The organism is Arthrobacter alkaliphilus, assembly GCF_021483235.1.
In the GTDB taxonomy this organism is placed as follows: domain Bacteria; phylum Actinomycetota; class Actinomycetes; order Actinomycetales; family Micrococcaceae; genus Arthrobacter; species Arthrobacter alkaliphilus.
The window spans coordinates 1-22498 of record NZ_JAKEEC010000036.1 but is presented as its reverse complement, the minus strand read 5'-3'; the positions used below and the strand labels follow the sequence as shown (position 1 = coordinate 22498).

Sequence of the window (22498 nt, the reverse complement as noted above, 5' to 3'; positions counted from 1 at the left end):
GACGCCTTTGCCTATGTGGACAACTGTCCGAGTTTCGCCGCCTTGACCAGGAGATACTGCTGCTCCTGCACGCTCCCGGTCTTCTTTGCGGCGGCGAGGAAGCACTCGCGGGCGCCGGCAAGGTCACCGGACATTTCGAGCAAGTGCCCTCGAACGGCGTAGAGCCGGTGCCAGTCTCCCAGACCGGTCCCAAGCCCGTCCAAAAGCTCAAGCGCCGCCTGCGGTCCCTCCACCATTGCGACGGCGACGGCCCGGTTGAGCGCCACGACGGGGCTCGGAGCAACAGCTTCAAGCACCGTGTACAGTGCGAGGATCTGGGGCCAGTCGGTCTGCTCCGCGCTCGGCGCCTCGGCATGGACAGCTGCGATGGCCGCCTGCAATTGGTAGGGCCCCGGAGGCCCAGCACCCAGCACCGCCGACAATATCGCCAGTCCCTCGGCGATCTGCCCCGCATCCCAGAGCGTGCGGTCTTGTTCCGCGAGCGGCACCAGCATTCCGTCCGGCAGCGACCTGGCGCGGCGTCGTGCATCCGTGAGGAGCATCAGGGCCAGCAGGCCGCCCGCCTCGCGCTCCCCGGGGAGCAGAGCGCACAGAAGCCGTGCCAGGCGGATCGCCTCGGCCGTCAGGTCTTCGCGCTGCATCGATGGACCTGAGCTTGCCGCGTAGCCTTCGTTGAAGATGAGATAGAGAACGTGGAGTACGACGCCGAGCCGCGCCTTGCGCTCCCCGGCTTCCGGGAGCTCGAAACGGGCTCCTGCCTTCTTGATACTCTGCTTCGCCCTGCTGATCCGTTGCCCCATCGTGGCTTCCGGGACGAGGAACGCGCTGGCGATTTCCGCCGTCGTGAGGCCCCCGGCTGCCCGCAATGTCAGTGCCAGCTGCGAGGGTACCGAGAGCGACGGGTGGCAGCAGAGGAACAGGAGGGTGAGGGTATCGTCGGCGGCAGCACCGGCGTCGGGAGCTTCCGAAAGCGGCGGTTCCAAGGCCGCCGCGCGTTGTTCGCGTGCCTGCCTGGCACTTTCGCTGCGCCAGTAGTCCACCAACCGGCGGGTGGCGACGGTGAGCAGCCATGCCTTTGGATTGTCCGGGATGCCGGAAGTGCGCCACTGCAGCGTCGCGTCCACGAGGGCTTCCTGGACGGCATCCTCACACTCTGCGAACTGGCCGTGCCTGCGGACGAGTACGCCGAGGACCTGCGGCGCCAATGTCCGCAGCAGGTCCTCGAACGTGGACTCCCGGGAAGGTTCGGGCAATCGCTAGACCTCCGGCGGGGCATCCTGGACGCGGCGCAGTTCCACAACCGGCGCGTACTTCACGATGCTGGAGCAGATTTCCACGGCCCGTTCCTCGCTGGCGACGTCCACCACCCAGTAGCCGATCAAGGATTCCTTGGCTTCGGCGAACGGCCCGTCGGTGGTGATGACGCCGTTGTCCGTCTGCTTGACCAGCTTGGCAGTTCCCGGGTCGGCCAGGCCGGCATTGAAGACCATCTCGCCGGAATCAGTAAGGTCCTTGTCGATCTGGATCATGAACCCGATCATTTCCTTGATCCATTCGGGATCCGCGGTCTCCATCATGCCCTCGGCCGAACCAAACATCATGATCATGTATTTCATCTCGAACTCCTTATGAAGGGCACCCCGTGTGGGCGCTTTCGTTCATGGGTCGGAACTGCCTGGCGGTTTTCGACATCATTTACGGCGCAATCTACGCCCGTGCGATGACCTCTCCGTTCGGGATCAGGAAGTAGCCGTCATCCGTTGAGCCCCAACGGTGCCAGCCGGCGGCAATCCGGGCAAGGTCCGCCTCGTTGGCCAGTCCGTATTCCAGGGCCTGTTCGGCGAAAGCCGAATGCAGGACGCGTTCGCTCCACACCCGCGACTGCCAGCGGCGCTGCTGGGCAGTGGCGTACAGCCAGTTGCTGCTGGACGGCGCGACGTCGGTGAAGCCCGCCTCTTGCGCCCAGGACACGAGCCGCCGTCCGGCGTCGGGCTCTGCTCCGTTCCGCCGCGCGATCTTCTGGTAGAGGTCCATCCAGTCATCGAGCTCGCGGATCTCGGGGTACCAGCTCATGCCGTGGAAATCGGCGTCACGCACTGCCACGATGCCGCCGGGCTTCGCGACGCGGCGCATTTCGCGCAATGCTGCCACCGGGTCGGTCAGGTGCTGCAGGACCTGGTGGGCGTGGACGAGGTCGAAGGTTTCGTCCTCGAAATCGAGATCGTAGATGTTGCCCGTCACGAACTCCACGTTTTCCACGCCGCGCTCGGCCGCCAGCGCCGCGGCCTGGGCCACGATGTCGGCGGAACGGTCGAGCCCGACAACCTTCGCCGGAGCCACCAGCTCCGCGAAGTCGCAGGTGATGCTCCCGGGACCGCATCCGACGTCGAGCACCGACGTCCCGGCGGTGAGATGCGGAATGACGAACGCGGCAGAATTCGCGGCTGTGCGTGAGGCGTGGGCGCGGACGACGGACTCGTGGTGGCCGTGGGTGTAGACGTCTTCGGGCTTCTGCTCGTTCATACGGAAACGCTACCCCCGCCGGGACAAAAGCACGTGGAACCGGGCTGTTTTCGTCTCATTGGGCGGCTCGTCCAGCGACCGGCCCTAGCGGGCAGCTACCGCTTCCGGTGTTCGGTTGCGGTATGCCGCCAGGAACGTGGCGATCCTGCGCACGGCCTCCTCGATCTCCCGGACGGAGGGCAGGATGACGAAGCGGAAGTGGTCCGGAGTCGGCCAGTTGAAGGCCGAGCCGTGGGAGACCAGGATCTTCTGGTCCTGGAGCAGGTCGAGGACGAATTTCTCGTCGCTTTCGATCGGGTAGACCTCCGGATCCAGGCGAGGGAACAAGTACATGGCACCGGCGGCCGGAACACAGCTCACTCCGGGGATCGCGGTCAGGAGCTTGAAGGCCAGATCCCGTTGCTCACGCAATCTTCCGCCGGGCCTGATGAGTTCCTCAATGCTTTGGTAGCCGCCCAGGCAGGTCTGGATGGCGTGCTGCGCGGGGACGTTTGAACACAACCGAAGGGAAGCCAACAGTTCCAACCCCTCGCGGTATTCGGCGGTGGCCGCGTGTGGTCCCGCGATGGCGACCCAACCTGCGCGGTAGCCCGGCATCCGGTAAGCCTTGGAAAGGCCGCTGAAGGTCAGCACGCAGATGTCGTCCGCCACGGATGCCGTGTGGATGTGCTGGGCATCCTCGTACCGGATCTTCTCGTAGATCTCGTCTGAGAAGAGGACAAGATCGTGCTTGCGGGCCAAGGCGGCGAACTGTTCCAGGATGTGGCGGGGATATACCGCGCCCGTGGGGTTGTTCGGGTTGATGATCACGATGGCCTTGGTGCGCGGGGTGATCTTGGCTTCGACGTCGGACATGTCCGGCCACCAGTTCTGGCCCTCGTCGCAGAGGTAGTGCACCGGCGTGCCGCCCGTCAGGGTCACGGTTGCCGTCCACAGCGGATAATCCGGTGCGGGGATGAGGACCTCGTCGCCGTTTTCCAGGAAGGCCTGCAGCGTCATGGAGATCAGTTCGCTGACGCCGTTGCCAATGAAGATGTCCTCGACGCCGATATTCATCAGGTTCTTGGTCTGGTAGTACTGCGAAATCGCGGTCCGGGCGGTAAAGATTCCCTTCGAATCGCTATATCCCTGCGCACCGCGGAGGTGGTGGATCATGTCGACCACCACGGACTCCGGCGCTTCCAGCCCGAAAGGTGCGGTGTCCCCGAGGTTCATCTTGAGGATGCGGTGCCCTTCGGCCTCCATCGTCTTGGCCGCTTGGAGGATGGGTCCGCGGAGTTCATAGCGGACGTTCTGTAGTTTGCTGGAGTGCTGCATCGGACGCATGATTGATCTTTTCATGCCCAGGCCCTCACTCCCATCGGATGATGACCGGCAGGCTGCTTGTGTTGGCCGAGACCTCACGTTCCGTGCCGCGGACCGCCACCACGAAGTGCTGGAGATCGTCCGCCGAGGCCAGGACCTCGAAATGGCCAGTGGGATCGCTCACGACGGCGGCGGTGGAGGAATGCGGGCGGATATAAGCCTCGGGGATGCCTTTGTTGTGAACGTCCACCAACCTGCCGCGGATGAGCCGGGCCATCGTGGTGGAAGCAAGCTGGGGTTCAGCGGCCGGAGTTTCGGCAGGCTCATCGAGGCTTATGCCAATCGGGACTCGGACCAGGAAACCGAGGCCTTGGCGGATGCCGGCGTCGTATTCGTCCGGCTGGAATTCACCGCTGGAGACCACTGAATATTGGGTGTTTTGTTCGATGGCAACGAGGAGCTTCTCCATGTTGTCCAGTTGCATGGGGCCGTGGCATTCCACGGCCACTTTGAGTTCAAGGTCCAGCAACGGCCCCTCCCGCCGGGAACGGCCCACCCTGTTCATGGCGACTGCGTGGACCGTCACAGGAGCATCGTGTGATTGGCCTGTGGGCGGTTCGGAACCGTCATCAAAACGGACCCGGACGGGTGAGACGGCGTCGGAAAGTATCCCGAGGAGCTCGGTCAGGGATGATCGCACAACACCCACGGTGACACTCCAGTCCACAATGTGGTCCAGCTAGCCGTTGTGCTCTACGTTACTCCCGCACTGGTCCGCGAGTCACCGGGGTTCGGGCGTAACTCCATTCGATGGTTGGCTGTTTGGCGTGACACCGTTCCGGGCCGTCTTGGTGGCCTCGATGACGCCTTGCATGAAAGCCATGACGACGTGGAGTTCTTCCGGCGAAAGCGCGTCAATGACCGGGGCGATGGCGCCTGCCAGGGGAGAAAACAATTCACTGCCGGTAGCGCGGGCGGAATCGGTCATCTCCAGATGAACCTGCCGGCGGTCCTTTTCGCTGCGGCGGCGTGCCAGATGGCCTGCCCGGTCTAGACGGTCCACCAGCGCAGTTGTTGCGGGCGAACTCAGGTTGAGTGCCGCTCTGAGCGCCCCGGGAGTCATGGTCTTGCCCTCCCGCGCGGCGGCCACCATGGCAGCCAAGGCATTCAGGTCCGTTCGATGGAGGTGGTGGCGGGTGCTGATGGCCTCCACGTACCGTTCCGTTTCCACCGTGAACTGCTGGAGTAACCCGAGGAGTACGGCTGCGGACGGAACGTGCTGGTTGTCATCCATGAGGCCTCCTTCAGGCTCAAATTATCCCACCGGAGTGCCATTGACCAATTACCTCCATCATAGATATATTCCATCATGGAAGTAGTTGGGAAGGGGCGGGGCGTCATGGACAAACGGCGTGGAACTGGCCGACGAAGGGTTGCGACGTTGCGGGTGGCAGGGGCGCTCCTGTCGCTGGCGGCCTGGATGGCGATCGGCGGCATCGGCGGCCCTACCTTCGGGAAGCTCAGCGAGGTGTCCAGCAACGACCAGGCATCCTTCCTGCCTGCGAGCGCCGAATCCACCGAGGCCCGTGAATGGCAGAACAAGTTCACTTCCAGCGGCAGTGTGCCCGCGGTGGTGCTGATCGAGTCTCCTGGGAAGCTTTCACCCGCTCAACTAGCCGGAGCGGCGTCCCTCGGGGCGCAGTTGTCTGCCGTCGCGGGGGTGAGCCACTCGGCGTCGACGGTTGGGCCGATTCCGTCCGAGGATGGGAAAGCGGTGCAATTCGTCGTCCCGGTGGAGGATGGAAACGGGGTCAAAGCGAGCATTCAAACGCTTCGCGCTAAGGCTGCGGGCTACATAACCGGCGCCGGGCTTCCCGATGGAACAGCCAGTTACGTGACAGGACCGGCAGGCTTCATCGCCGATTTGGTGAGTGCCTTCGGCGGTATCGACGGAATATTGCTCTTCGCCGCCCTCGGTGCCGTCTTGGTCATCTTGCTAGCGGTCTACCGATCCGTGGTGCTGCCCTTCGTGGTGCTGCTTACCGCCGTCTTCGCGCTTTGCGGTTCGATTCTGCTGGTCTTTGCCTTGGCTAAGTCGGGCGCAGTCCAATTGACGGGACAAAGCCAAGGGATCCTGTCCATCCTGGTGGTCGGCTCAGCCACCGACTATGCACTTCTCTTTGTGGCCCGTTACCGTGAGGCCTTGGGCGAAGCCTCGAACAAGTGGTCGGCTTTGGGACGCGCGTACAAGGGCAGCTTCGGGGCCATCCTTGCATCCGGGACGACGGTCGCCTTGGCGTTGCTTTGCCTGCTTTTCTCGGAACTGAATTCAAACCGCGGGCTGGGGCCCATCGGCGCGATCGGGATCGGCTTTTCAATGTTGGCCAGCCTCACCCTGCTTCCTGCGGCCCTTGGCCTGCTCGGCAGGACCGCATTTTGGCCGCGTACCCCAAGGAAGGCCCCAGCCAACTCCGACATCCCCCGGACCTGGAGGCTTCTGGCCAACACCATATCCACTCGCCCCCGGGCCGTATGGCTGGGCGCAACTGCTGTTTTGGTGGTGTGCGCCTCGGGCCTGCTGCAGCTCCAAGCCAGCGGACTTCCGCAGTCGGCTCTCATTCTGAGCAAATCAGAGGCGGTGGACGGCCAGGCGGCGCTGGGCCGGCACTATCCTGCCGGGGCCGGAAGCCCGGTGGTCGTGGTTGCTGGTGAAAAAGTAGCAGCCGCGGTACTTGCCGAAGTCAGGGCCCAGGACGGCATCTCGGATGCATCCGTGGTTGCCGCTCAGCCTGGTTCCGGCTTTCGACCGCGGGTGGAAGGCGCGGCGGACATTGCACCGATGGTGCGGGACGGTCGCGTGCTGATTAACGCCACCCTGTCCATGGAGGCGGATTCGGCGAAGGCCGAGCAGACCATCGCCACGCTCCGGCAGAAGCTGCACAATAAAGCGCCCGGGACGTTGCTTGGAGGAACCACCGCCACCGCCGTGGACACCAACGCCAGCGCGCAGTCTGATTTGCGGCGAATCATTCCGATCGTTTTGGCCGTCATCCTGTTGGTGCTCATGGCGCTCCTGCGGGCAGTCCTGGCACCGCTACTGCTGATCGGAACCGTGGTGCTGTCCTATGCGGCGGCCCTTGGTGTCTCAGCCTGGGTGTTCAACCATCTATTTGGATTCCCCGGCGCGGACGCCTCGGTACCGCTTTACGGTTTTGTATTCCTGGTTGCCCTCGGCGTTGACTACAACATCTTCCTCATGACCCGTGTCCGGGAAGAATCGACGCTCGAAGGAACCCGTGCCGGTATCTTGAAGGGGCTCGGTGCCACCGGTGCGGTGATCACTTCGGCCGGAGTCGTTCTTGCTGCAACGTTTGCCGCACTCGGGGTCATTCCGATCCTCTTCCTTGCGCAGATCTCCTTTATTGTGGCGTTCGGGGTGTTGCTCGACACCACGATCGTGCGCTCGCTCTTGGTGCCCGCGTTGTCGTACGACTTTGGCCGACGGATTTGGTGGCCGGGACGTTTGGCCCGGCATCCGGCGTCGTAGAACAGGGGCTCAGCGGGAAGCTACGGCTTCCTGATCGCGCCACCAGGCCACTGTCGCCGCCGTCGCTTCGGCAAGCGGCGTCGGTTGCAGTGCGAGCTTGCCCTGGCTCGCTGTGGAGTCCATGACGAACGGGCGCTCAAACTGGTACAACATTTCGGCGAGCTCTCGCATGTCGGTGGAGAACAAGCCAAGGGCCCGGATCAACCAGCCCGGAACCACGCTCATCTTCGGTGCGGGAACGCCGGCAGAGCGGGCGAAGCTTCCCGCCATTTCACGCATTGTCATCGCCGGACCCGTGGGGGCGTGCAATACCGAGTTCCAGAGTTCGGGCTTTTGCGCGGCGGCGATCATGGCTGCGGCGAGATCCGGGACATAGGTAAATGAGTGGGGCTGGTCGGCACTTCCGAGAACCTGGACCGGCTTGCCCTTGAGGACCAGGGGGACCATGCGCTCGCCGGCGTGCGCCAGGCGGGCCCGGGGCCCGAAGTAGTCGCTTGCCACGACGCTGACGGTATTCGCGGGGTGGGCTTCGCGGGCCTTCAGCAGGCCGGAGCGGATCCCGCGCTTGCCCCCGGCCGCTTCGCGCGGGCTGTTTTCGGTCATGGTCTTGTCCGGCTGGCTGTAGGAGTAAAGGCTTTCGGGGAAGACGACGACGGCGCCCGCCGCCGCCGCGGCGTCCATCACCACACGCTCCGCTACGGGGAGTTCGGCAGCCCAGGCTTTGGCCCGGTAGGCGGAGCCGTGGATGCAGTGGAAAACAGCCGTGGCACCGCTGAAGGCTTGCGCCAACTTGGCGGGGTCCGAGACATCCACGCGTTGCTTTTCGACCAGCGGGTGGTCCGGGCCGCTGCCTGACCGTGTCAGGACACGCACCTGTTCTCCGCGGTCCGCGAGTTGCTGGGCAATGGTCCATCCGATGGGACCTGCTCCGGTGACGATGTACATGGTGTTGCTCGCTCTCTGGCTGGGATCTGGTTCTTCGTGGTGAAAGGAATTCAGAGAGCGGTGCTCTCTGAATTCAGCATGCACCTCTCCGGAGTGCCTGTCAAGAGCACTGCTCTCATTTGTTGTCAGCGCTCTCCTTTGTGTCATGCTGGGTGTATGGACCTTCCCTCCGCCGTAGCGGACAAGCACACGACGCCACGGGAGCGCGCCCGGGCCCGCACCGTCGCGGACATCATCCGGCTAGGTCGCCAGCACCTCGCAGTGCATGGCGCCGCGGGCTTGTCCCTGCGGGCGGTCGCTCGCGATCTCGGCGTCGTCTCCTCCGCCGTGTATCGCTACGTGGAGAGCCGTGACGAACTGCTGACCCTCCTGCTCATTGACGCCTACGGCGAGCTGGGCGACGAAGTGGATGCCGCCGTCGACGCCCTCCCAAGCGACGATTACCGCGGCAGGTTCCTGGCGCTCGGGCACGCTGTTCGCCAGTGGGCCCTGCGTGAGCCGGCGCGGTATGCCCTCTTGTTCGGCAGCCCGGTGCCCGGATACCAAGCGCCGGCCGAGCGCACCACCGAACCTGGGACGCGGGTGATCTACCGGATGGTGGGGATCTTCGACGCCGCGTACCGCGCAGACGCCTTGGCCGCCGAAGTCGCGGTCGCCGCCGTCGTTCCTCCTGCCCTTGCCGCTGACATGGCGGCCATCCGGGCTGAGCTGGGAGTTGCTGTTCCCGACGCCGCCCTGGCGAGGGGTGTGCTGGTGTGGACCTCGGTTTTCGGGGCGATCAGCTTCGAGGTGTTCGGACAATACGGAGCCGACACCTTTGCGGCCCGGGACGAGTTGTTTGAGCACCAGCTCGAGGTCCTGCTGGGGGTCATAGGGCTGTAGTTGCCTTCGCGACCGTGCCTGGAATGCGGTGTGCGAAGGTACATTAATTGCATGCCCCGTGGACTTGCTGACATCGGTGCGGAGGGTATTCTGCTCGCCGGAGCGGGCCGCGCCATCCTCATGCAGATCGCCAATCCCGCGGTGGGCCACGGCGTCGCGGAGCACAGCAATTTCGCCGAAAGGCCGCTCAGCCGGCTACGGGCCACCATGACCTATGTCTATGCCGTGATCTATGGCTCCGAGGAACAGTTGGCGGCGGTGCGTCGGGCAGTGAACCGCGCGCACGCACCGGTCCGGCGGGCGGCCGACGATGCCTCCAAGGGGTACAACGCCTTCGACGCGCACTCCCAGCTCTGGGTAGTTGCGACCCTCTACGACACCGCCGTGACCGTCTACGAAAAGGTCCATGGAGCCCTCGACGACGGCACGGCAGACCGCATCTACCGTGAGTACGCGCGGATCGGGACAGCGTTGCAGCTTCCTGCCGCACTCTGGCCGGCCGACCGCACGGCCTTCGCCAGTTACTGGGATGAATCCTTGCGGACCCTCGAGCCCGATGCTGCCGCTTTGAGTGTGGCACGCCAACTCCTGTACCCCACGAACGGACCCTTGGTGATGCGCCTGAGCATGCCGTTGGTCCGGCTGCTGACTGCGGGCTTGCTGCCGGAGCAGCTTCGCGCGGGTTTCGGACTCCCTTGGAAGGCGCGTCATCGACGCAGCTTCGATGCCACCATGCGTCTCGTGGCCGCGGCATATCCGAGGCTGCCGGAAAAAGTCAGGCACTGGCCGAAGAACTACTATCTTGCCCAGCTCGGACCGGCGAATAAGGCCGTGGCGGGTAGGCGCTGACGATGGCCGCGAGGCGCGTTACGCCCGGCAACTTTTTGACGCCCTGACTCCGCGAAAACCGCTTAATCCCGGTGATTCCGGGACTTCAAAGGGATAAAAAACTGCCCAGCGTGACACACCAGCGACCCCGTGAACGCGGCAGACCGGCGATGGGGCGTTCTCCCAAGGCGAAATAGCCCCACAATTCCCCGTGCCGCAGCGGTTTACCGGCCCCGGGCCGACAAGGTTGAGCGTACCTGACTCAACTTTGGATTGACATTGAATGATGCCTGAGTACAGTTGAGTGCAGAACGCTCAACTCGGATTTCTCAACTCGGGTTTATTGAAAGGAAGCTACATATGTCACGCGCTGTAGGTATCGACCTCGGAACCACCAACTCCGTCGTCTCTGTTCTCGAAGGTGGCGAGCCCACCGTCATTGCCAACGCCGAGGGTGGCCGTACCACGCCGTCGGTCGTAGCATTCTCCAAGTCCGGCGAAGTCCTGGTGGGTGAAATTGCCAAGCGCCAGGCCGTCAACAACATCGACCGCACCATCACTTCCGTGAAGCGCCACATGGGCACCGACTGGTCTGTCGCCATCGACGACAAGAAGTACACGGCGCAGGAAATCTCCGCCCGTATCCTCATGAAGCTGAAGAACGACGCCGAGAGCTACCTCGGTGAAAAGGTCACCGACGCTGTCATCACCGTCCCGGCCTACTTCAACGACGCCGAGCGCCAGGCCACCAAGGAAGCCGGCGAAATCGCCGGCATGAACGTCCTCCGCATTGTCAACGAGCCCACCGCCGCAGCACTTGCGTACGGCTTGGACAAGGGCAAGGAAGACGAACTCATCCTGGTCTTCGACCTCGGCGGCGGAACGTTCGACGTCTCTCTGCTGGAGGTCGGCAAGGACGAAGACGGCTTCTCGACCATCCAGGTCCGCGCCACCGCCGGCGACAACCGCCTCGGCGGCGACGACTGGGACCAGCGGATTGTCGACTACCTGCTGAACCAGCTCAAGGTCAAGGGCATCGACCTTTCCAAGGACAAGATCGCCCTGCAGCGCCTGCGTGAGGCTTCGGAGCAGGCCAAGAAGGAACTCTCCTCCTCCACCAGCACCAACGTCTCCCTCCAGTACCTCTCCGTCACCCCCGACGGTCCGGTCCACCTGGACGAGCAGCTGACCCGCGCCAAGTTCCAGGACCTCACGAAGGACCTGCTCGAGCGCACCAAGAAGCCGTTCCACGACGTCATCACCGAGACCGGCATCAAGCTCTCCGAGATCGACCACATCGTGCTCGTGGGCGGTTCCACCCGCATGCCCGCCGTCTACGACCTCGTCAAGGAGCTCGCCGGCGGCAAGGAGCCGAACAAGGGCGTCAACCCGGACGAAGTTGTCGCCGTCGGCGCAGCCCTTCAGGCCGGTGTGCTGAAGGGCGAGCGCAAGGACGTTCTCCTGATCGACGTCACCCCGCTCTCCCTCGGTATCGAAACCAAGGGCGGCGTCATGACGCACCTGATCGAGCGCAACACGGCTATCCCCACCAAGCGTTCCGAGACCTTCACCACCGCTGACGACAACCAGCCGTCCGTGGCCATCCAGGTCTTCCAGGGCGAGCGCGAATTCACCCGCGACAACAAGCCGCTGGGCACCTTCGAACTGACCGGTATCGCTCCTGCACCGCGAGGCGTCCCGCAGGTCGAGGTCACCTTCGACATCGACGCCAACGGCATTGTCCACGTTTCGGCGAAGGACAAGGGCACCGGCAAGGAGCAGTCGATGACCATCACCGGCGGCACCGCGCTGTCCAAGGAAGACATCGACCGCATGGTCCGTGAAGCCGAGGAGCACGCTGCCGAGGACAAGGCCCGGCGCGAGGCTACCGACACCCGCAACAGTGCCGAGCAGCTCGCCTACTCCGTGGACAAGCTCATCGCCGACAACGACGAGAAGCTGCCCGAGGAGGTCAAGACCGAGGTCAAGGCCGACGTCGACGCCCTCAAGAAGGCCCTCGAAGGCACCGATGACGCAGCAGTGAAGACCGCGTTCGAAAAGCTGCAGCAGTCGCAGACCAAGCTCGGCGAGGCGATCTACTCGCAGGCCGGTTCCCCGGATGGTGCAAGCAGCGCCGCTGGTGCTGAGGGCGCCCACGCCGGTGCCAAGGCAGACGAGGACATCGTCGACGCCGAGATCATCGACGAAGACGAAAAGAAGAAGTAAGCATGCCTCACCACGGCAACGACGCAGAGCACTCACCTTCCGGCAACGGGGGCCAGCAGAACGAGCGTGAAGGAGCCGGTCAGCAGAAGCCGGTTATCCGGGACAACCGCAAGGTTGACCCGGAGACCGGTGCCGCCCGCCACGCCCAAGGACCGGCAGCTGATTCCAACGCCGCTGCCGCCGGGGGCGACGCAGCAACCCAGGACGCATTGTCCCAGGCTGAGGAAATCCTCAACGGCATGGAGGTTCCGGCTGAAGAGTCGGTAGCCCCCGGGGCTGCTGCGGAAGCAGAGGCGGCCGAACTCCGCAACGACCTCCTCCGCCTGCAGGCCGAGTATGTCAACTACCGCAAGCGGGTCGAACGCGACCGCGCCGTCGCAGGGGAAATGGCCGTCATTGGCGTCCTGAACTCCCTGCTACCGGTGCTGGACGACGTCGACGCCGCCCGCCAGCACGGCGACCTCGCGGACGGCCCGTTCGCCGCGATCGCCGCCAAACTGGAGAACGCGCTGAAGACGTACGGCTTGGAGCGCATCGCGGAAACCGGAGTCGAATTCGACCCCACGATCCACGAAGCACTCATCCAGCAACCGGGCGACGACATCGAAGTGGACACGGTCAGCCAAGTGCTGCGCTCCGGCTACCGCTCCGGCGACCGCGTGCTGCGAGCAGCCCAGGTGATCGTGGCGGTTCCGGCGTAGGGTTCTCGCCCCCGCCTTGGTGCCCACCGGCGCCTTCGCTGGTCGCCTTGGCGCTTCGCCGGATATGGGGCGGTGCCCGCTTCGCGGTGCCCTCCACACCGCCGCCCCATATCCGGCTTCGCGCCTGCTGTGTGCTCGCCTAAGGTGAGATGACAGCAGGCGCGGAGCGGAGCATAGGCCCCGGGAGTGGCATCGGGCCTGCCGGAGCGTGGCGGCTGAAGTCCGCAGGACGTAGCCGTCACGCGAAGGGGCGGGGGCCTATGCTCTGCGTAGCGCCGGGCAACCGCCCCGAAGCCGCAAACTTGAACAGAACGAAAGAGAGAAGCCGAGTGGCCAGCCAGGACTGGGTTGAAAAGGATTTTTACGCCATCCTTGGTGTCGCTAAGGACGCCTCTGACGCTGACATCAAGAAGGCGTACCGCAAGCTTGCGCGGACGTACCATCCGGATACCAATTCCGGGGATGCGGCTGCGGAGAAGAAGTTCAAGGACATCACCGAGGCGTATTCGGTGCTCTCCGATGCCGAGGAACGCCAGCAGTACGATGCCATTCGCGCCATGGGCGGGGCGCGCTTCGCTCCTGGTGCGGCTCGCGGCGGCCCGGCCAACGGTGGCTTCGAGGACTTGTTCGGCGGCCTTTTCGGCGGCGGACGCCAGCCGGCCGGTGCCGGGGGCATCCCGCCCGAGTTCGCCGATCTTTTCGGCGGCGGTTTCGGCGGTGGACAGACCGGATTCCAGCGTGCCCCGCAAAAGGGCAGCGACCGCACCGCGTCGACCACCATCTCCTTTGCCGGCTCCATTCACGGCACCACTGTCAGCTTGCGCGAAAGCAACGGCAACGTCATCGACGTCAAGATTCCCGCGGGAATCAGGGACGGCCAGAAGGTCCGGCAACGCGGCAAGGGCAATCCCGGCGCCGCTGGCAACGGGGACCTCATCATCACGGTGAACGTCAAGCCCCACGATTTCTTCATCCGCGACGGCGACAACATCCGCATCCATGTTCCGGTCACTTTCGCCGAGGCGGCCTTGGGTGCCAACATCCATGTGCCGACGCTCGACGGCGAGACCGTCACGGTCCGCGTCCCGGCCGGCACGCCTTCCGGCCGTACGCTGCGGGTCAAGGGCCGCGGCGTCAAGACCTCGAAGGGCACCGGTGACCTGCTGGTGACCATCGACGTCTCCGTCCCGCAGAACCTCAACAAGCAGGCCGAAGAGGCCGTCAAGGCATTTGCCGCAGCCACCGCCGACGCCGATCCCCGCCAGGACCTGGCCGCCAAGGCCCGTTTGTAGCGGCGGAAAATATGGGAGGAGACGCAGGCATGGGCATCGACATCAACCAGCCGATCTTCGTCATCTCCGTCGCGGCCGAGCTGGCCGATATGCACCCGCAGACCCTGCGGCAGTACGACCGCCTCGGCATCGTGTCGCCGAGCCGCGCCCCGGGCAAGTCCAGGAGATACTCGCAGCGCGATATCGACCGCTTGCGCGAAGTCCAGCGGCTCTCCCAGGAAGGCGTGTCGCTCGAGGGCATCAAGCGCATCCTCGAGCTCGAAAACCAGGTGGCCGCGCTGCAATTCCGTGTGGCCGAGTTGAGCGAGGAACTGCAACGGCGGCGGAGCCCGATGGAGGCCCGGATTTTCGCGGCGGGAGCAGCCGGCGATGTTGTCAGCCTGGCTCGCGGGCAGCGCCCCCAAGCGCGGCCCCAGGCAGTTGTAGTCTGGCGGCCGCGACCGGGGGACTAGGCCGCTAGGACCGTAAAAGGGTCGCCAGCACCACGGGCCCTTCCTGTCCAGCCCACGTACCTCGGTGACAGGCGCTGCCGGGACCAGTGCGGGGACTTCGCTGCCGGTGGTTCCACTGCCCTTGAGGATGGCGGTGGCCAAGGCGGCGACGCTTTCCCCGTCCTCCGGACAATTCACCCTCGAGTACGGCGGTGAATCCGCCGGAAGAGGGGGAATCGCCCAGCCCTATTCCGCGAACAGCCCCGCCAGGTCCTCCGCCGTGAGGGCGCCGCCGGACAGCGCGTCGCCTTCCATCACATCCGCGAACAGCCGCGACTTCTTGCTCTTGAGCGCCATGACTTTTTCCTCGATGGTGTCCTTGGCCACCAGGCGGTAGACCATGACGTTCCTGGCCTGCCCGATCCGGTGGGTGCGGTCCACGGCCTGTGCTTCGGAGGCCGGATTCCACCATGGATCCAGCAGGAAGACGTAGTCGGCCTCGGTCAGGTTCAGGCCGAAGCCGCCTGCCTTCAAGGAAATGAGGAAAACGGGCGCTGCGCCGTTCTTGAATTCGCTCACGACGTCGGCCCGGTTCCGGGTGCTGCCGTCGAGGTAGCAATACTCGATGTCCTCCGCGTCGAGCCGCTCCCGGACCTTGCCCAGGAACCCGGTGAACTGGCTGAAGATGAGCGCCCTGTGCCCCTCGGCAACAATGTCCTCGAGCTGCTCGAACAGCACATCCAGTTTGGATGAGCGCACCGCGGACAGCGACTCGTCCACGAGGGACACATCCAGGCTCAGCTGCCGGAGCAGGGTGAGTGACTGGAAAATGGTGAAGCGGTTCTTGTTTACGTCGTCGATGAGCCCAAGGATCTTCTGCCGCTCGCGCTGCAGATGGGTCTGGTACACCTTCTGGTGCCGCGGGTTCAGCACCACCTCGAGCACCTGTTCCTGCTTGGGCGGAAGGTCCTTGATGACTTGCTCTTTGGTGCGGCGCATCATGAGGGGACGGACCCGACGGCGGAGCTTGGCGAGCTGGGCCTTGTCGCCGTTCTTTTCCACCGGCTTTTGGTAATACTCCGCGAAGCGGCGCGGGCTGGAGAACAGGCCGGGTGCCACGATCGAGGTCAGCGCCCAGAACTCCATGAGGTTGTTCTCAAGCGGCGTGCCCGTGATGGCCAGCTTGAACGAAGCCGGGAGTTTCCGGGCGCACTGGTAGGCCTTGGAATGGTGGTTCTTCACGAATTGCGCCTCGTCCAGCATGAGGCCGGCCCACTCCTTGGCCGAATAGGCTTCGTAGTCGATCCGGAACAGGGCGTACGAGGTGATAACGACGTCGACCCCGGCCATAAGCTCCTTCGGGTCCGCGCCGCTCTTGGCAAAGGTCTCCCCAATGGTCTTCACGCGCAGGCCGGGCGCGAAGCGCCGCACCTCCGCGGCCCAGTTGCCCACGACGCTGGTGGGGGCCACCACTAGGAAGGGGGCGTGCCGGGCGTTGGGAGGACCGCCGTCGCTGCCCGCGACGCCGGGATCGGAAGATTCAGCGTGCTCCTTCGCGGCGCACATCAGCGCAATCGCCTGCACTGTCTTGCCAAGGCCCATGTCGTCGGCCAGGACGCCGCCCAGGCTGTGGCGGTAGAGGAAACTCAGCCAGTTGAAGCCCTCGAGCTGGTACGGACGCAGCTCGGCGTCGAGCGAGCCGGGCAGCGGCAGCCCGGTCACGCCGTCGTCGAGCAGGCCGCCCACGGCTTCGCGCCAGGCGGCCGCCTGCTCGTCCACAATCCCCAATTGCGCGAGCTCATCCCAGAGCCCGGCCTGGAAACGGCTGATCTGCAGTGTGCCGTGCCGGTCCGGGTTGTCCTGCAAGGCTCTGGCCTCGTCGATCAGGGCGCGGAGCTGGTGCAGCTCGGGCAGGTCCAGCGAGAAGTAGGCGCCGCTCGGCAGCAACATCCGGCTCTGGCCGGCCGCGAGAGCGGAAAACACGGCCGCAAAGGACACAGGTTCGCCCTCGAGCGTGATGACGATGCCCAGGTCGAACCAGTCACGGGTGTCGGTCGCCTTGGTGGAGATCGAGACGACGGGTGCCTCTGTGGCCTCGCGGTAGTCCGCGATCTCGCCGGAGGTATCAACGACGACGTCGGGCAGCTCGCGGAGCCGGGGCAGCACCTCCTCGGTGAAGGCCAGCGTGTCCAGGCCATCAAGCGCCACCGAATCCGCAAGCCGTGGAGCACCCCATCCGCCGCTCGACGACTCGCCCAGCGCGGGAACCACATCCCACGGCCGGCCCACGGTCTCCAGGATCCGGGCTTCCTCGGCGTCATCGCGGTAGCCGTGATCGTCAGGGTGCCGCCAGAGGGGTTGGGCCGTCACAAGCTTTCCGGCCTTGTAATGCCACTCCCAATGCAGCCGCACCCGGTGGTCGGAGCCGTAATTCGCCAGCAGGGACAGCGTGGGCACGGCGAGGACCGGCAACTCCACGGAATGGTCCGCTGCCGTGACCCGGGTGGACTGCTTGAGTTTCGGATAGAACGCCGTGAGGAAGCGTTCTTCGTCCTTCGCCGGGATTTGGAGCCGGGACGCGCCCAGGACGAAATCGAGGAGTTCCTGCGACTCACCGCCCTCCAAAGGGGCGAGCGTGATGAGGTTCGCGGGTGCCGATACGCCGGGCAAGTGTCCCTCGCCGGGACCCGTGAAGAACAGGCCATGCGCGGGCCGGCCGATCAAGCCCAAGGCCGCCGGATCAAGGGCGTCCCCGGCCAGGGTCACCGACGGCGCAAGCTCAAGTCCGTCGTCGGGCCGGCTTAGGTCAAGACCGACGACGGCGGGCTCCGCGGCAACGCGGACCGGTGCCGTCCCGCCGGAGTGGATAAGCGAAACCCCGATTTTCGAGGCGTCGGCCAGAAGGCTCCACAGGTTTTTGCTGGCGAATTCGTTGATCAACAACCACATGCTGGACGTGAGCTGCCGGTAGTCCGAGGTGGAATGCGCCGCCAGGAAGTCCTGCATCCAGGCGATATGCGCTTCGTTGAACTCACGCTTGTAACCGAGGTAGTTCAGGTTGGTCCAGGAAACGTCGCCCCGGATCCACTTGCCCTTGGCCCCCATCATCACCGGGCGGGCCTTGAGTTGGCGCACGCTGCGGACGGGATCCCGCCGGCCCGTGTAGGAGAAGTGCACCGCCGGCTCTTCCACCTCGAACGCCAAGGCCAACGGGAGTCCCTGGCCCTGGGTGGCGGTCCCCGGAGTGGCGATGAGCTTGCTGAGTGCCTGCTCCCAGGCAGGCCGTTGCACGGTCGCTCCGGGCCGGGCCGTCTGTCCGATCGCCGGCGCGCTGAGCAGCCGTGCCCGTACGGCGGGATGGTCTTCGGCGGCGAAGAGAAGGGCCGCCACGTGTTTGCAGTCCTTGCGGACAGGACAACTGCACACGCCCACGGTGCAGCTCCAGCCGCCGGGCTTCCGGACCAGCTTGGCCGAGGTCGAATACGCGGACGGGACGCCGCCCTGGACCTTGCCCATCATCAACCCCGTGGCGAGGTCGAAAGTGATGCCGCTGACCCGGCTTCCCATGGCATAGGCGAGGCCCGCCGCCAGCGAGCGGTCGTTGATGGCGGGTGTTTGAATCGCCAGTTCCCAGGAGTCGTCTGAGCGGGAAGGCATTCGTTAAGGCTACTTTCGGCAGGTGGCTATCTAAAAATCCTAGTCCCCACCGCCTCCCTAACTTCGCTGCGCTCAGCCAGGGAACCCGGGCGGCGTGGGCCCACCAACCGCCTCCCTGAAACTTTGCCGGACGTTCACCTCTGCATAGCTTGCCCGACAACCGCCCCCGCGTACGTTGAAAGTGTCCGGAGCAGCACAAGCTTCCAAGCAGTGAGGAAATCCCATGACCAGCAATGAGTACCCCGTCGTTCTGACGAAGGACAGCATCGAGGCCAACGACGCCGACGTTGTGGACGCGAATGTCACCGTGGTCAACGAGATGTACGAGGAACTCCTCAACCATGAGGAAATCGCCACCAATGCCCTGCGCAGCTACTTTGTGGACTTTTACCTGACGCAGGCACTCGCGGGCGGTTTCGCCCAGTACGTGTTCACGGTTCCGGAACGCGAAGAGGTGGATGCGTTTGTCCGCGAAGGCCTCGAAGGAATGGGCGCCAAGGCCCACCTTGAGCTGTTCAACCGCACTGCTGCGGCTTTCGACGCGCTGTCCGAGGACGACGCCGAGGCGTACCTGGACGGCGACCTTGACGAGTCCGAAGTGGCTCCGGAAGCCGTTGCCGAGCTCGAGGCCCTCGACGGCGAATTCGAAGCTCTCCTGGAAACCGAAGACATCATCGAACTCAACGCCGCCTGGCTCCGCAGCCAGGACGGCGTGCTCTACCTGGACGAGGAGCAGCTGCAGGCACACATCGCCGAGCGCGTAGCCCGCATCCCGAACCTCGAAGAGCGCCAGGCCGAGGCAGCCGAAGCCGAGCTCGAGAACGCCCCTGAATTCGAGCTCATCATCCGCGAACTGTGCGACGTCGCCGGCTTCAAGCTGGAGAAGATCACCATGGGCGATCCCAACTACGAGCACGACGGCGAGAGGATCCTCGCCTGGCACTTCGCCACGGACCACGGCGACTACATCATGATAGAAGAGGACGACGAGGCCTTCATGATCCACCCCGAGACGAAGGAAATCGTCGCCGCAGTGGAGTTCGAGGACGCTGAAGAGTTCGAAGACGCCTGAGACGCCCGCTCACCTTTAAGGCTTCCTGGGCCAACGCCCGCTCAGATCTTCCGGCCCGTCCGGAAAGATCTGAGCGGGCGTTTGCCGTTTGGGCCGCAAAAGTGAGTGAGGGTTTCAGTAGCCCATGCTGCTCGGGCTTGGGGTGCTGGTGCTTGGCGTACTGCTGCTGGGGGTCAACATGGAACCGGACGGGCTGACCATGAACCACACGCCACCCACGCCTTGTCCGTAGGTGTCACCGGAGTCTTCATCCTTGGAGTAGAAGTAGATGGGCATCCCGTTGATGGTGATCTGCATCTTGCCGTCCGCCGTCGGGATGGTTCCGATGGTTCCGCCCACTCCGTCGACCGCCGGCGTTGCCGACGTCGTTGTCACCGCCGGCCACGAAGCGGCACAGCCGCCAGTGCAGGCGCTCTTGCCGGAACCCTTGACGTCCTTGGTGAAGACGTAAACGGTCTTGCCGTTCGCCGCAACCACCCTGTCTCCGACGCTCGACGACGCCGTTTTCAGTTCGGCGGCGGAAGCGCTCGACGACGTGGTCCCTGAAGCACTCGACGACGCCGAGCTCGACGCCGCGGGGCCGGGACTGGTGGCGCCCGAGGATGTGGAAGACGTTCCGGGGCTTCCTCCACAGCCAGTGAGGGCGATGGCCAGAGCAAGGATGCCGAGCCCGGTGCCGAGTTGCTTCTTCATGGTTTGCTCCTTCGCTTCGACCGGCTTGGACGTGCCGGAAGCTAATCCGTACGACGCTGCCGGGTGAAGAATGGTTCAGGGAACGTGAACCTTTTTCGCGGCGGCCACGTCGTATTGCAGGAGAAGGGGAAGCCGGACACCCAAGGAGGCGCCGATGCCGCTCGACGAGGATGTGGTGGCCGCGATTTACCGCGACCACGGCACAGCCCTGCGCCGCTTCGTGCTGAGTTGCACGCCCGACGCGCACTTGGCTGAAGACGTGGTGCAGGAAACCATTCTTCGCGTGTGGCAGCACGCTCCACAGATCACGGGCAGCCTGCGCAGCTATTTGTTCCGCACTGCCCGCAACGTCATCATCGACAACTACCGCAAGGCCCAGCGGCGCCCGGCAGAAGCCTCCGATCGCGATGTGGCGGACCCGGAGGAAGCCACCGAGCGGGTGGATGAGCTCCTCAACCGGGTCCTCATGGAGGAGACACTGCTGCGGCTCAGCATCGAACATCGGGAGGTCCTGATAGCTCTGCACTATGAACGATTCACGGTGAACGAGGCCGCCTTGAGGCTCAATATCCCCAGCGGCACCGTGAAATCCCGGGCCTTTTACGCCGTACGGGCGCTCCGCACGATTCTCGACGAAATGGGGGTGCAGCGATGAACGAAACCGGACTTCACCAATTGCTGGGCGCCTACTTGCTCGGCGGACTCGAACCCGCCGAGGCGCGGGCCTTCGAGGAGCACTTGGCGGACTGCGCCGATTGCCGGCTTGAGTTGGCCGAGTTGGAAAGCCTCCCGGCCCTCCTCGACGCCGTTCCCGTGCCCGACGCCGTCGCGCTCGCCGCCGGGCGTCCCGCCGTCGAGCCCGCCGCCGGGGTTCCGTCAGACGCTCGTCCAGCTGTGGGGGCTTTCCCGGAAGCGCTCCCGCAGCCGATCCTCCTGAAGGTGGCGGCACGGCGGCGGAAAGTCCGACGCCGGTGGACGGCCCTGGTGGGCGCCGTGGCCGCCGCTTGCCTCGGCTTGGGCATACTGGCGGGACCCTTGTTGAACCAGCCACCCAAGCCTGACGCCAGCTATTCCGTGCAGACGGACAACGGCCTGCAGCTCACCGTGGGGCTCGTCAGGAAGGCGTGGGGGACCGAACTGCAGCTGGAAGGCCGCAGCATGCCGCCGCAGGGCACGATGTACCTGTGGGTCAAAGGCCGCGACGGAACCGAGGAAATGGCCTGCGGCTGGACCGCGACCTCCGGCGGCCATATCAAGGTCACGGGCGCGACGCCGGTCCAGCTTGCCGGAATTTCGGGGGTGGAACTGCGCGATGACAACCAGAAGACCGTCGCCGTGATTTCGGTCCCGGGGAGCTAGGGGTTCCCGGGACCGTGGCAATCAGCCGCGGCTTAGGCGGATGCGGCTCCTAGGCGGATGCCGCTCCGCTTGCCTCAGGATCGGGCAGGTCGCTTCGTTCCCAGGTGGGCAAGTCCAGTCGGTTGAAGCTATAGAGATGGATTCCCGCGACACGATCCGGATGCGCCGTGAGTTCGGAAACCAGGCCTTCCGGTGAGTACTTGTCCCCGCCCAGGAGCTTGCGGGCAAGGGTTCCTTTGTTGCTGAGGAACTTCAAGGACGTCCCGACACCGATCTGGGTCGCCAGGCCCAACAGTTTTGTCAGCGGAACTGCCCCGGCCACCCCGGCCCACACGGGCAGCACGACCCCCTCCCTGCGCAGGAGTGCTGCGTAGTCGAGGATGGTCGGGGTGGAGAAGCACATTTGCGTGACGACGTGGGTGGCCAGATGTTGTTTGGCCAGCAGGGCATCCAGCAGGTCCAGTCCGCTCACGGAAGGATGCCCCTCGGGGTAACCGGCGATGCCCGCCGTGATGCCGCCACCGGAGTACTCGGCGATGTCCGCCAGGAGGGACAGACTCGATTGATAGGGGCCGGCACCAAGCGGGCCGTCTCCACCGATGGCGAAGACTTCCGTGATCCCGGCAGCCCCGCAGTCCCGCAGGATGCCGGAAAGCTGTGTCTGGTGCTCCAGACCGCGCGCGGCGAGGTGCGGGATCACGTTGTATCCGAGGAGGCTCAGCCTGACAGATGCCTCCATGGTCCGTGCGATGCCGTGATGCGGCAGGCAGGTAACGGTGAGCGTTGTGGAAAGCGGTACTGCGGCCTGGACCTTCTCAACGATTCCGGGCGACGGAATGATTTCAATCCGGGTGGGGAACATGCTGGCTCCTTGCGGATCAGGCCGTCGCGTGGTGTGCGAGGAGGGTGCGGGCTTCCTGGCGGGTGGTGCCGGAGTCCTGGATGCCTTCGGCGATGTGGGCAATGTGCTCTAAATGCGCCGGGATTTCGCGGCCCTTTTTGCGCATCGCGGTGGCCCAGAGGCGTCCGGCGCGGTA

20 protein-coding genes and 1 pseudogene are annotated in these 22498 nt (G+C 64.8%); 10 read left to right on the top strand and 11 right to left on the bottom strand.

Features of this window, described 5'->3' with window-relative positions:
* Nucleotides 1-11: 11 nt before the first annotated feature.
* From L0B83_RS18455 to L0B83_RS18430, 6 genes are all read right to left on the bottom strand, one after another.
* The gene (locus L0B83_RS18455; protein ID WP_234760031.1) at nt 12-1253 is read right to left on the bottom strand and encodes an RNA polymerase sigma factor; all 1242 of its coding nucleotides are present in this window, start codon (nt 1251-1253) and stop codon (nt 12-14) included.
* Nucleotides 1254-1256: 3 nt separating this feature from the next.
* Complete coding sequence (locus tag L0B83_RS18450; protein WP_234760030.1) at nt 1257-1616, bottom strand: YciI family protein; 360 nt, start codon at nt 1614-1616, stop codon at nt 1257-1259.
* A gap of 91 nt (nt 1617-1707) precedes the next feature.
* Nucleotides 1708-2523 carry a methyltransferase domain-containing protein gene (locus tag L0B83_RS18445; RefSeq protein ID WP_234760029.1) on the bottom strand — a complete coding sequence of 272 codons (816 nt, stop codon included), beginning with the start codon at nt 2521-2523 and terminating at the stop codon, nt 1708-1710.
* An 84-nt stretch (nt 2524-2607) separates the two neighbouring features.
* Complete coding sequence (locus tag L0B83_RS18440; RefSeq protein WP_234760045.1) at nt 2608-3849, bottom strand: pyridoxal phosphate-dependent aminotransferase; 1242 nt, start codon at nt 3847-3849, stop codon at nt 2608-2610.
* A 25-nt stretch (nt 3850-3874) separates the two neighbouring features.
* Nucleotides 3875-4537, bottom strand: a complete 663-nt coding sequence (locus L0B83_RS18435; RefSeq protein WP_234760027.1) for a hypothetical protein — start codon at nt 4535-4537, stop codon at nt 3875-3877.
* A gap of 72 nt (nt 4538-4609) precedes the next feature.
* The gene (locus L0B83_RS18430; RefSeq protein ID WP_234760026.1) at nt 4610-5122 is read right to left on the bottom strand and encodes a MarR family winged helix-turn-helix transcriptional regulator; all 513 of its coding nucleotides are present in this window, start codon (nt 5120-5122) and stop codon (nt 4610-4612) included.
* Nucleotides 5123-5227: 105 nt separating this feature from the next.
* On the opposite strand from L0B83_RS18430, the gene L0B83_RS18425 reads away from it, so the two are divergent.
* Nucleotides 5228-7375, top strand: a complete 2148-nt coding sequence (locus L0B83_RS18425) for an MMPL family transporter (RefSeq protein ID WP_234760024.1) — start codon at nt 5228-5230, stop codon at nt 7373-7375.
* Between the two features lie 9 nt (nt 7376-7384).
* On the opposite strand, the gene L0B83_RS18420 is transcribed toward L0B83_RS18425, so the two are convergent.
* A complete protein-coding gene (locus L0B83_RS18420) occupies nt 7385-8320 on the bottom strand; it encodes an NAD-dependent epimerase/dehydratase family protein (protein WP_234760022.1) in 936 nt (311 codons plus the stop codon).
* Nucleotides 8321-8476: 156 nt separating this feature from the next.
* Here L0B83_RS18420 and L0B83_RS18415 point away from each other — a divergent pair, with 156 nt between their 5' ends.
* From L0B83_RS18415 to L0B83_RS18390, 6 genes are all read left to right on the top strand, one after another.
* Nucleotides 8477-9202, top strand: coding sequence for a TetR/AcrR family transcriptional regulator (locus L0B83_RS18415; RefSeq protein WP_234760020.1), 726 nt, complete (start codon nt 8477-8479; stop codon nt 9200-9202).
* A 51-nt stretch (nt 9203-9253) separates the two neighbouring features.
* Nucleotides 9254-10051 (top strand): oxygenase MpaB family protein, encoded by a 798-nt coding sequence (locus L0B83_RS18410; protein WP_234760018.1) that lies wholly within the window; start codon nt 9254-9256, stop codon nt 10049-10051.
* Nucleotides 10052-10390: 339 nt separating this feature from the next.
* The gene (gene dnaK, locus L0B83_RS18405) at nt 10391-12256 is read left to right on the top strand and encodes a molecular chaperone DnaK (protein WP_234760016.1); all 1866 of its coding nucleotides are present in this window, start codon (nt 10391-10393) and stop codon (nt 12254-12256) included.
* Nucleotides 12257-12258: 2 nt separating this feature from the next.
* Nucleotides 12259-12957, top strand: coding sequence for a nucleotide exchange factor GrpE (locus L0B83_RS18400; protein ID WP_234760014.1), 699 nt, complete (start codon nt 12259-12261; stop codon nt 12955-12957).
* A 329-nt stretch (nt 12958-13286) separates the two neighbouring features.
* Nucleotides 13287-14249, top strand: coding sequence for a DnaJ C-terminal domain-containing protein (locus L0B83_RS18395; RefSeq protein WP_234760012.1), 963 nt, complete (start codon nt 13287-13289; stop codon nt 14247-14249).
* Between the two features lie 29 nt (nt 14250-14278).
* A complete protein-coding gene (locus L0B83_RS18390; RefSeq protein ID WP_234760011.1) occupies nt 14279-14701 on the top strand; it encodes a heat shock protein transcriptional repressor HspR in 423 nt (140 codons plus the stop codon).
* A gap of 225 nt (nt 14702-14926) precedes the next feature.
* Here L0B83_RS18390 and L0B83_RS18385 read toward each other — a convergent pair whose 3' ends face one another.
* Complete coding sequence (locus L0B83_RS18385) at nt 14927-18337, bottom strand: DEAD/DEAH box helicase (protein WP_234760010.1); 3411 nt, start codon at nt 18335-18337, stop codon at nt 14927-14929.
* A gap of 223 nt (nt 18338-18560) precedes the next feature.
* On the opposite strand from L0B83_RS18385, the gene L0B83_RS18380 reads away from it, so the two are divergent.
* A complete protein-coding gene (locus L0B83_RS18380; protein WP_234760009.1) occupies nt 18561-19409 on the top strand; it encodes a DMP19 family protein in 849 nt (282 codons plus the stop codon).
* A gap of 114 nt (nt 19410-19523) precedes the next feature.
* Here the strand turns inward: L0B83_RS18380 and L0B83_RS18375 are convergent, their stop codons facing one another.
* Nucleotides 19524-20102, bottom strand: a complete 579-nt coding sequence (locus tag L0B83_RS18375; RefSeq protein ID WP_234760008.1) for a COG4315 family predicted lipoprotein — start codon at nt 20100-20102, stop codon at nt 19524-19526.
* 154 nt (nt 20103-20256) lie between these two features.
* On the opposite strand from L0B83_RS18375, the gene L0B83_RS18370 reads away from it, so the two are divergent.
* The gene (locus tag L0B83_RS18370; RefSeq protein WP_234760007.1) at nt 20257-20757 is read left to right on the top strand and encodes a sigma-70 family RNA polymerase sigma factor; all 501 of its coding nucleotides are present in this window, start codon (nt 20257-20259) and stop codon (nt 20755-20757) included.
* Nucleotides 20754-21461 carry an anti-sigma factor gene (locus L0B83_RS18365; protein WP_234760006.1) on the top strand — a complete coding sequence of 236 codons (708 nt, stop codon included), beginning with the start codon at nt 20754-20756 and terminating at the stop codon, nt 21459-21461. Before L0B83_RS18370 ends, L0B83_RS18365 begins: the two co-directional genes overlap by 4 nt.
* 49 nt (nt 21462-21510) lie before the next feature.
* Here the strand turns inward: L0B83_RS18365 and L0B83_RS18360 are convergent, their stop codons facing one another.
* Nucleotides 21511-22323, bottom strand: a complete 813-nt coding sequence (locus tag L0B83_RS18360) for a methylenetetrahydrofolate reductase (protein WP_234760005.1) — start codon at nt 22321-22323, stop codon at nt 21511-21513.
* 16 nt (nt 22324-22339) lie between these two features.
* A pseudogene (locus L0B83_RS18355) lies at nt 22340-22498 on the bottom strand (lipoyl synthase); the annotation flags it as partial.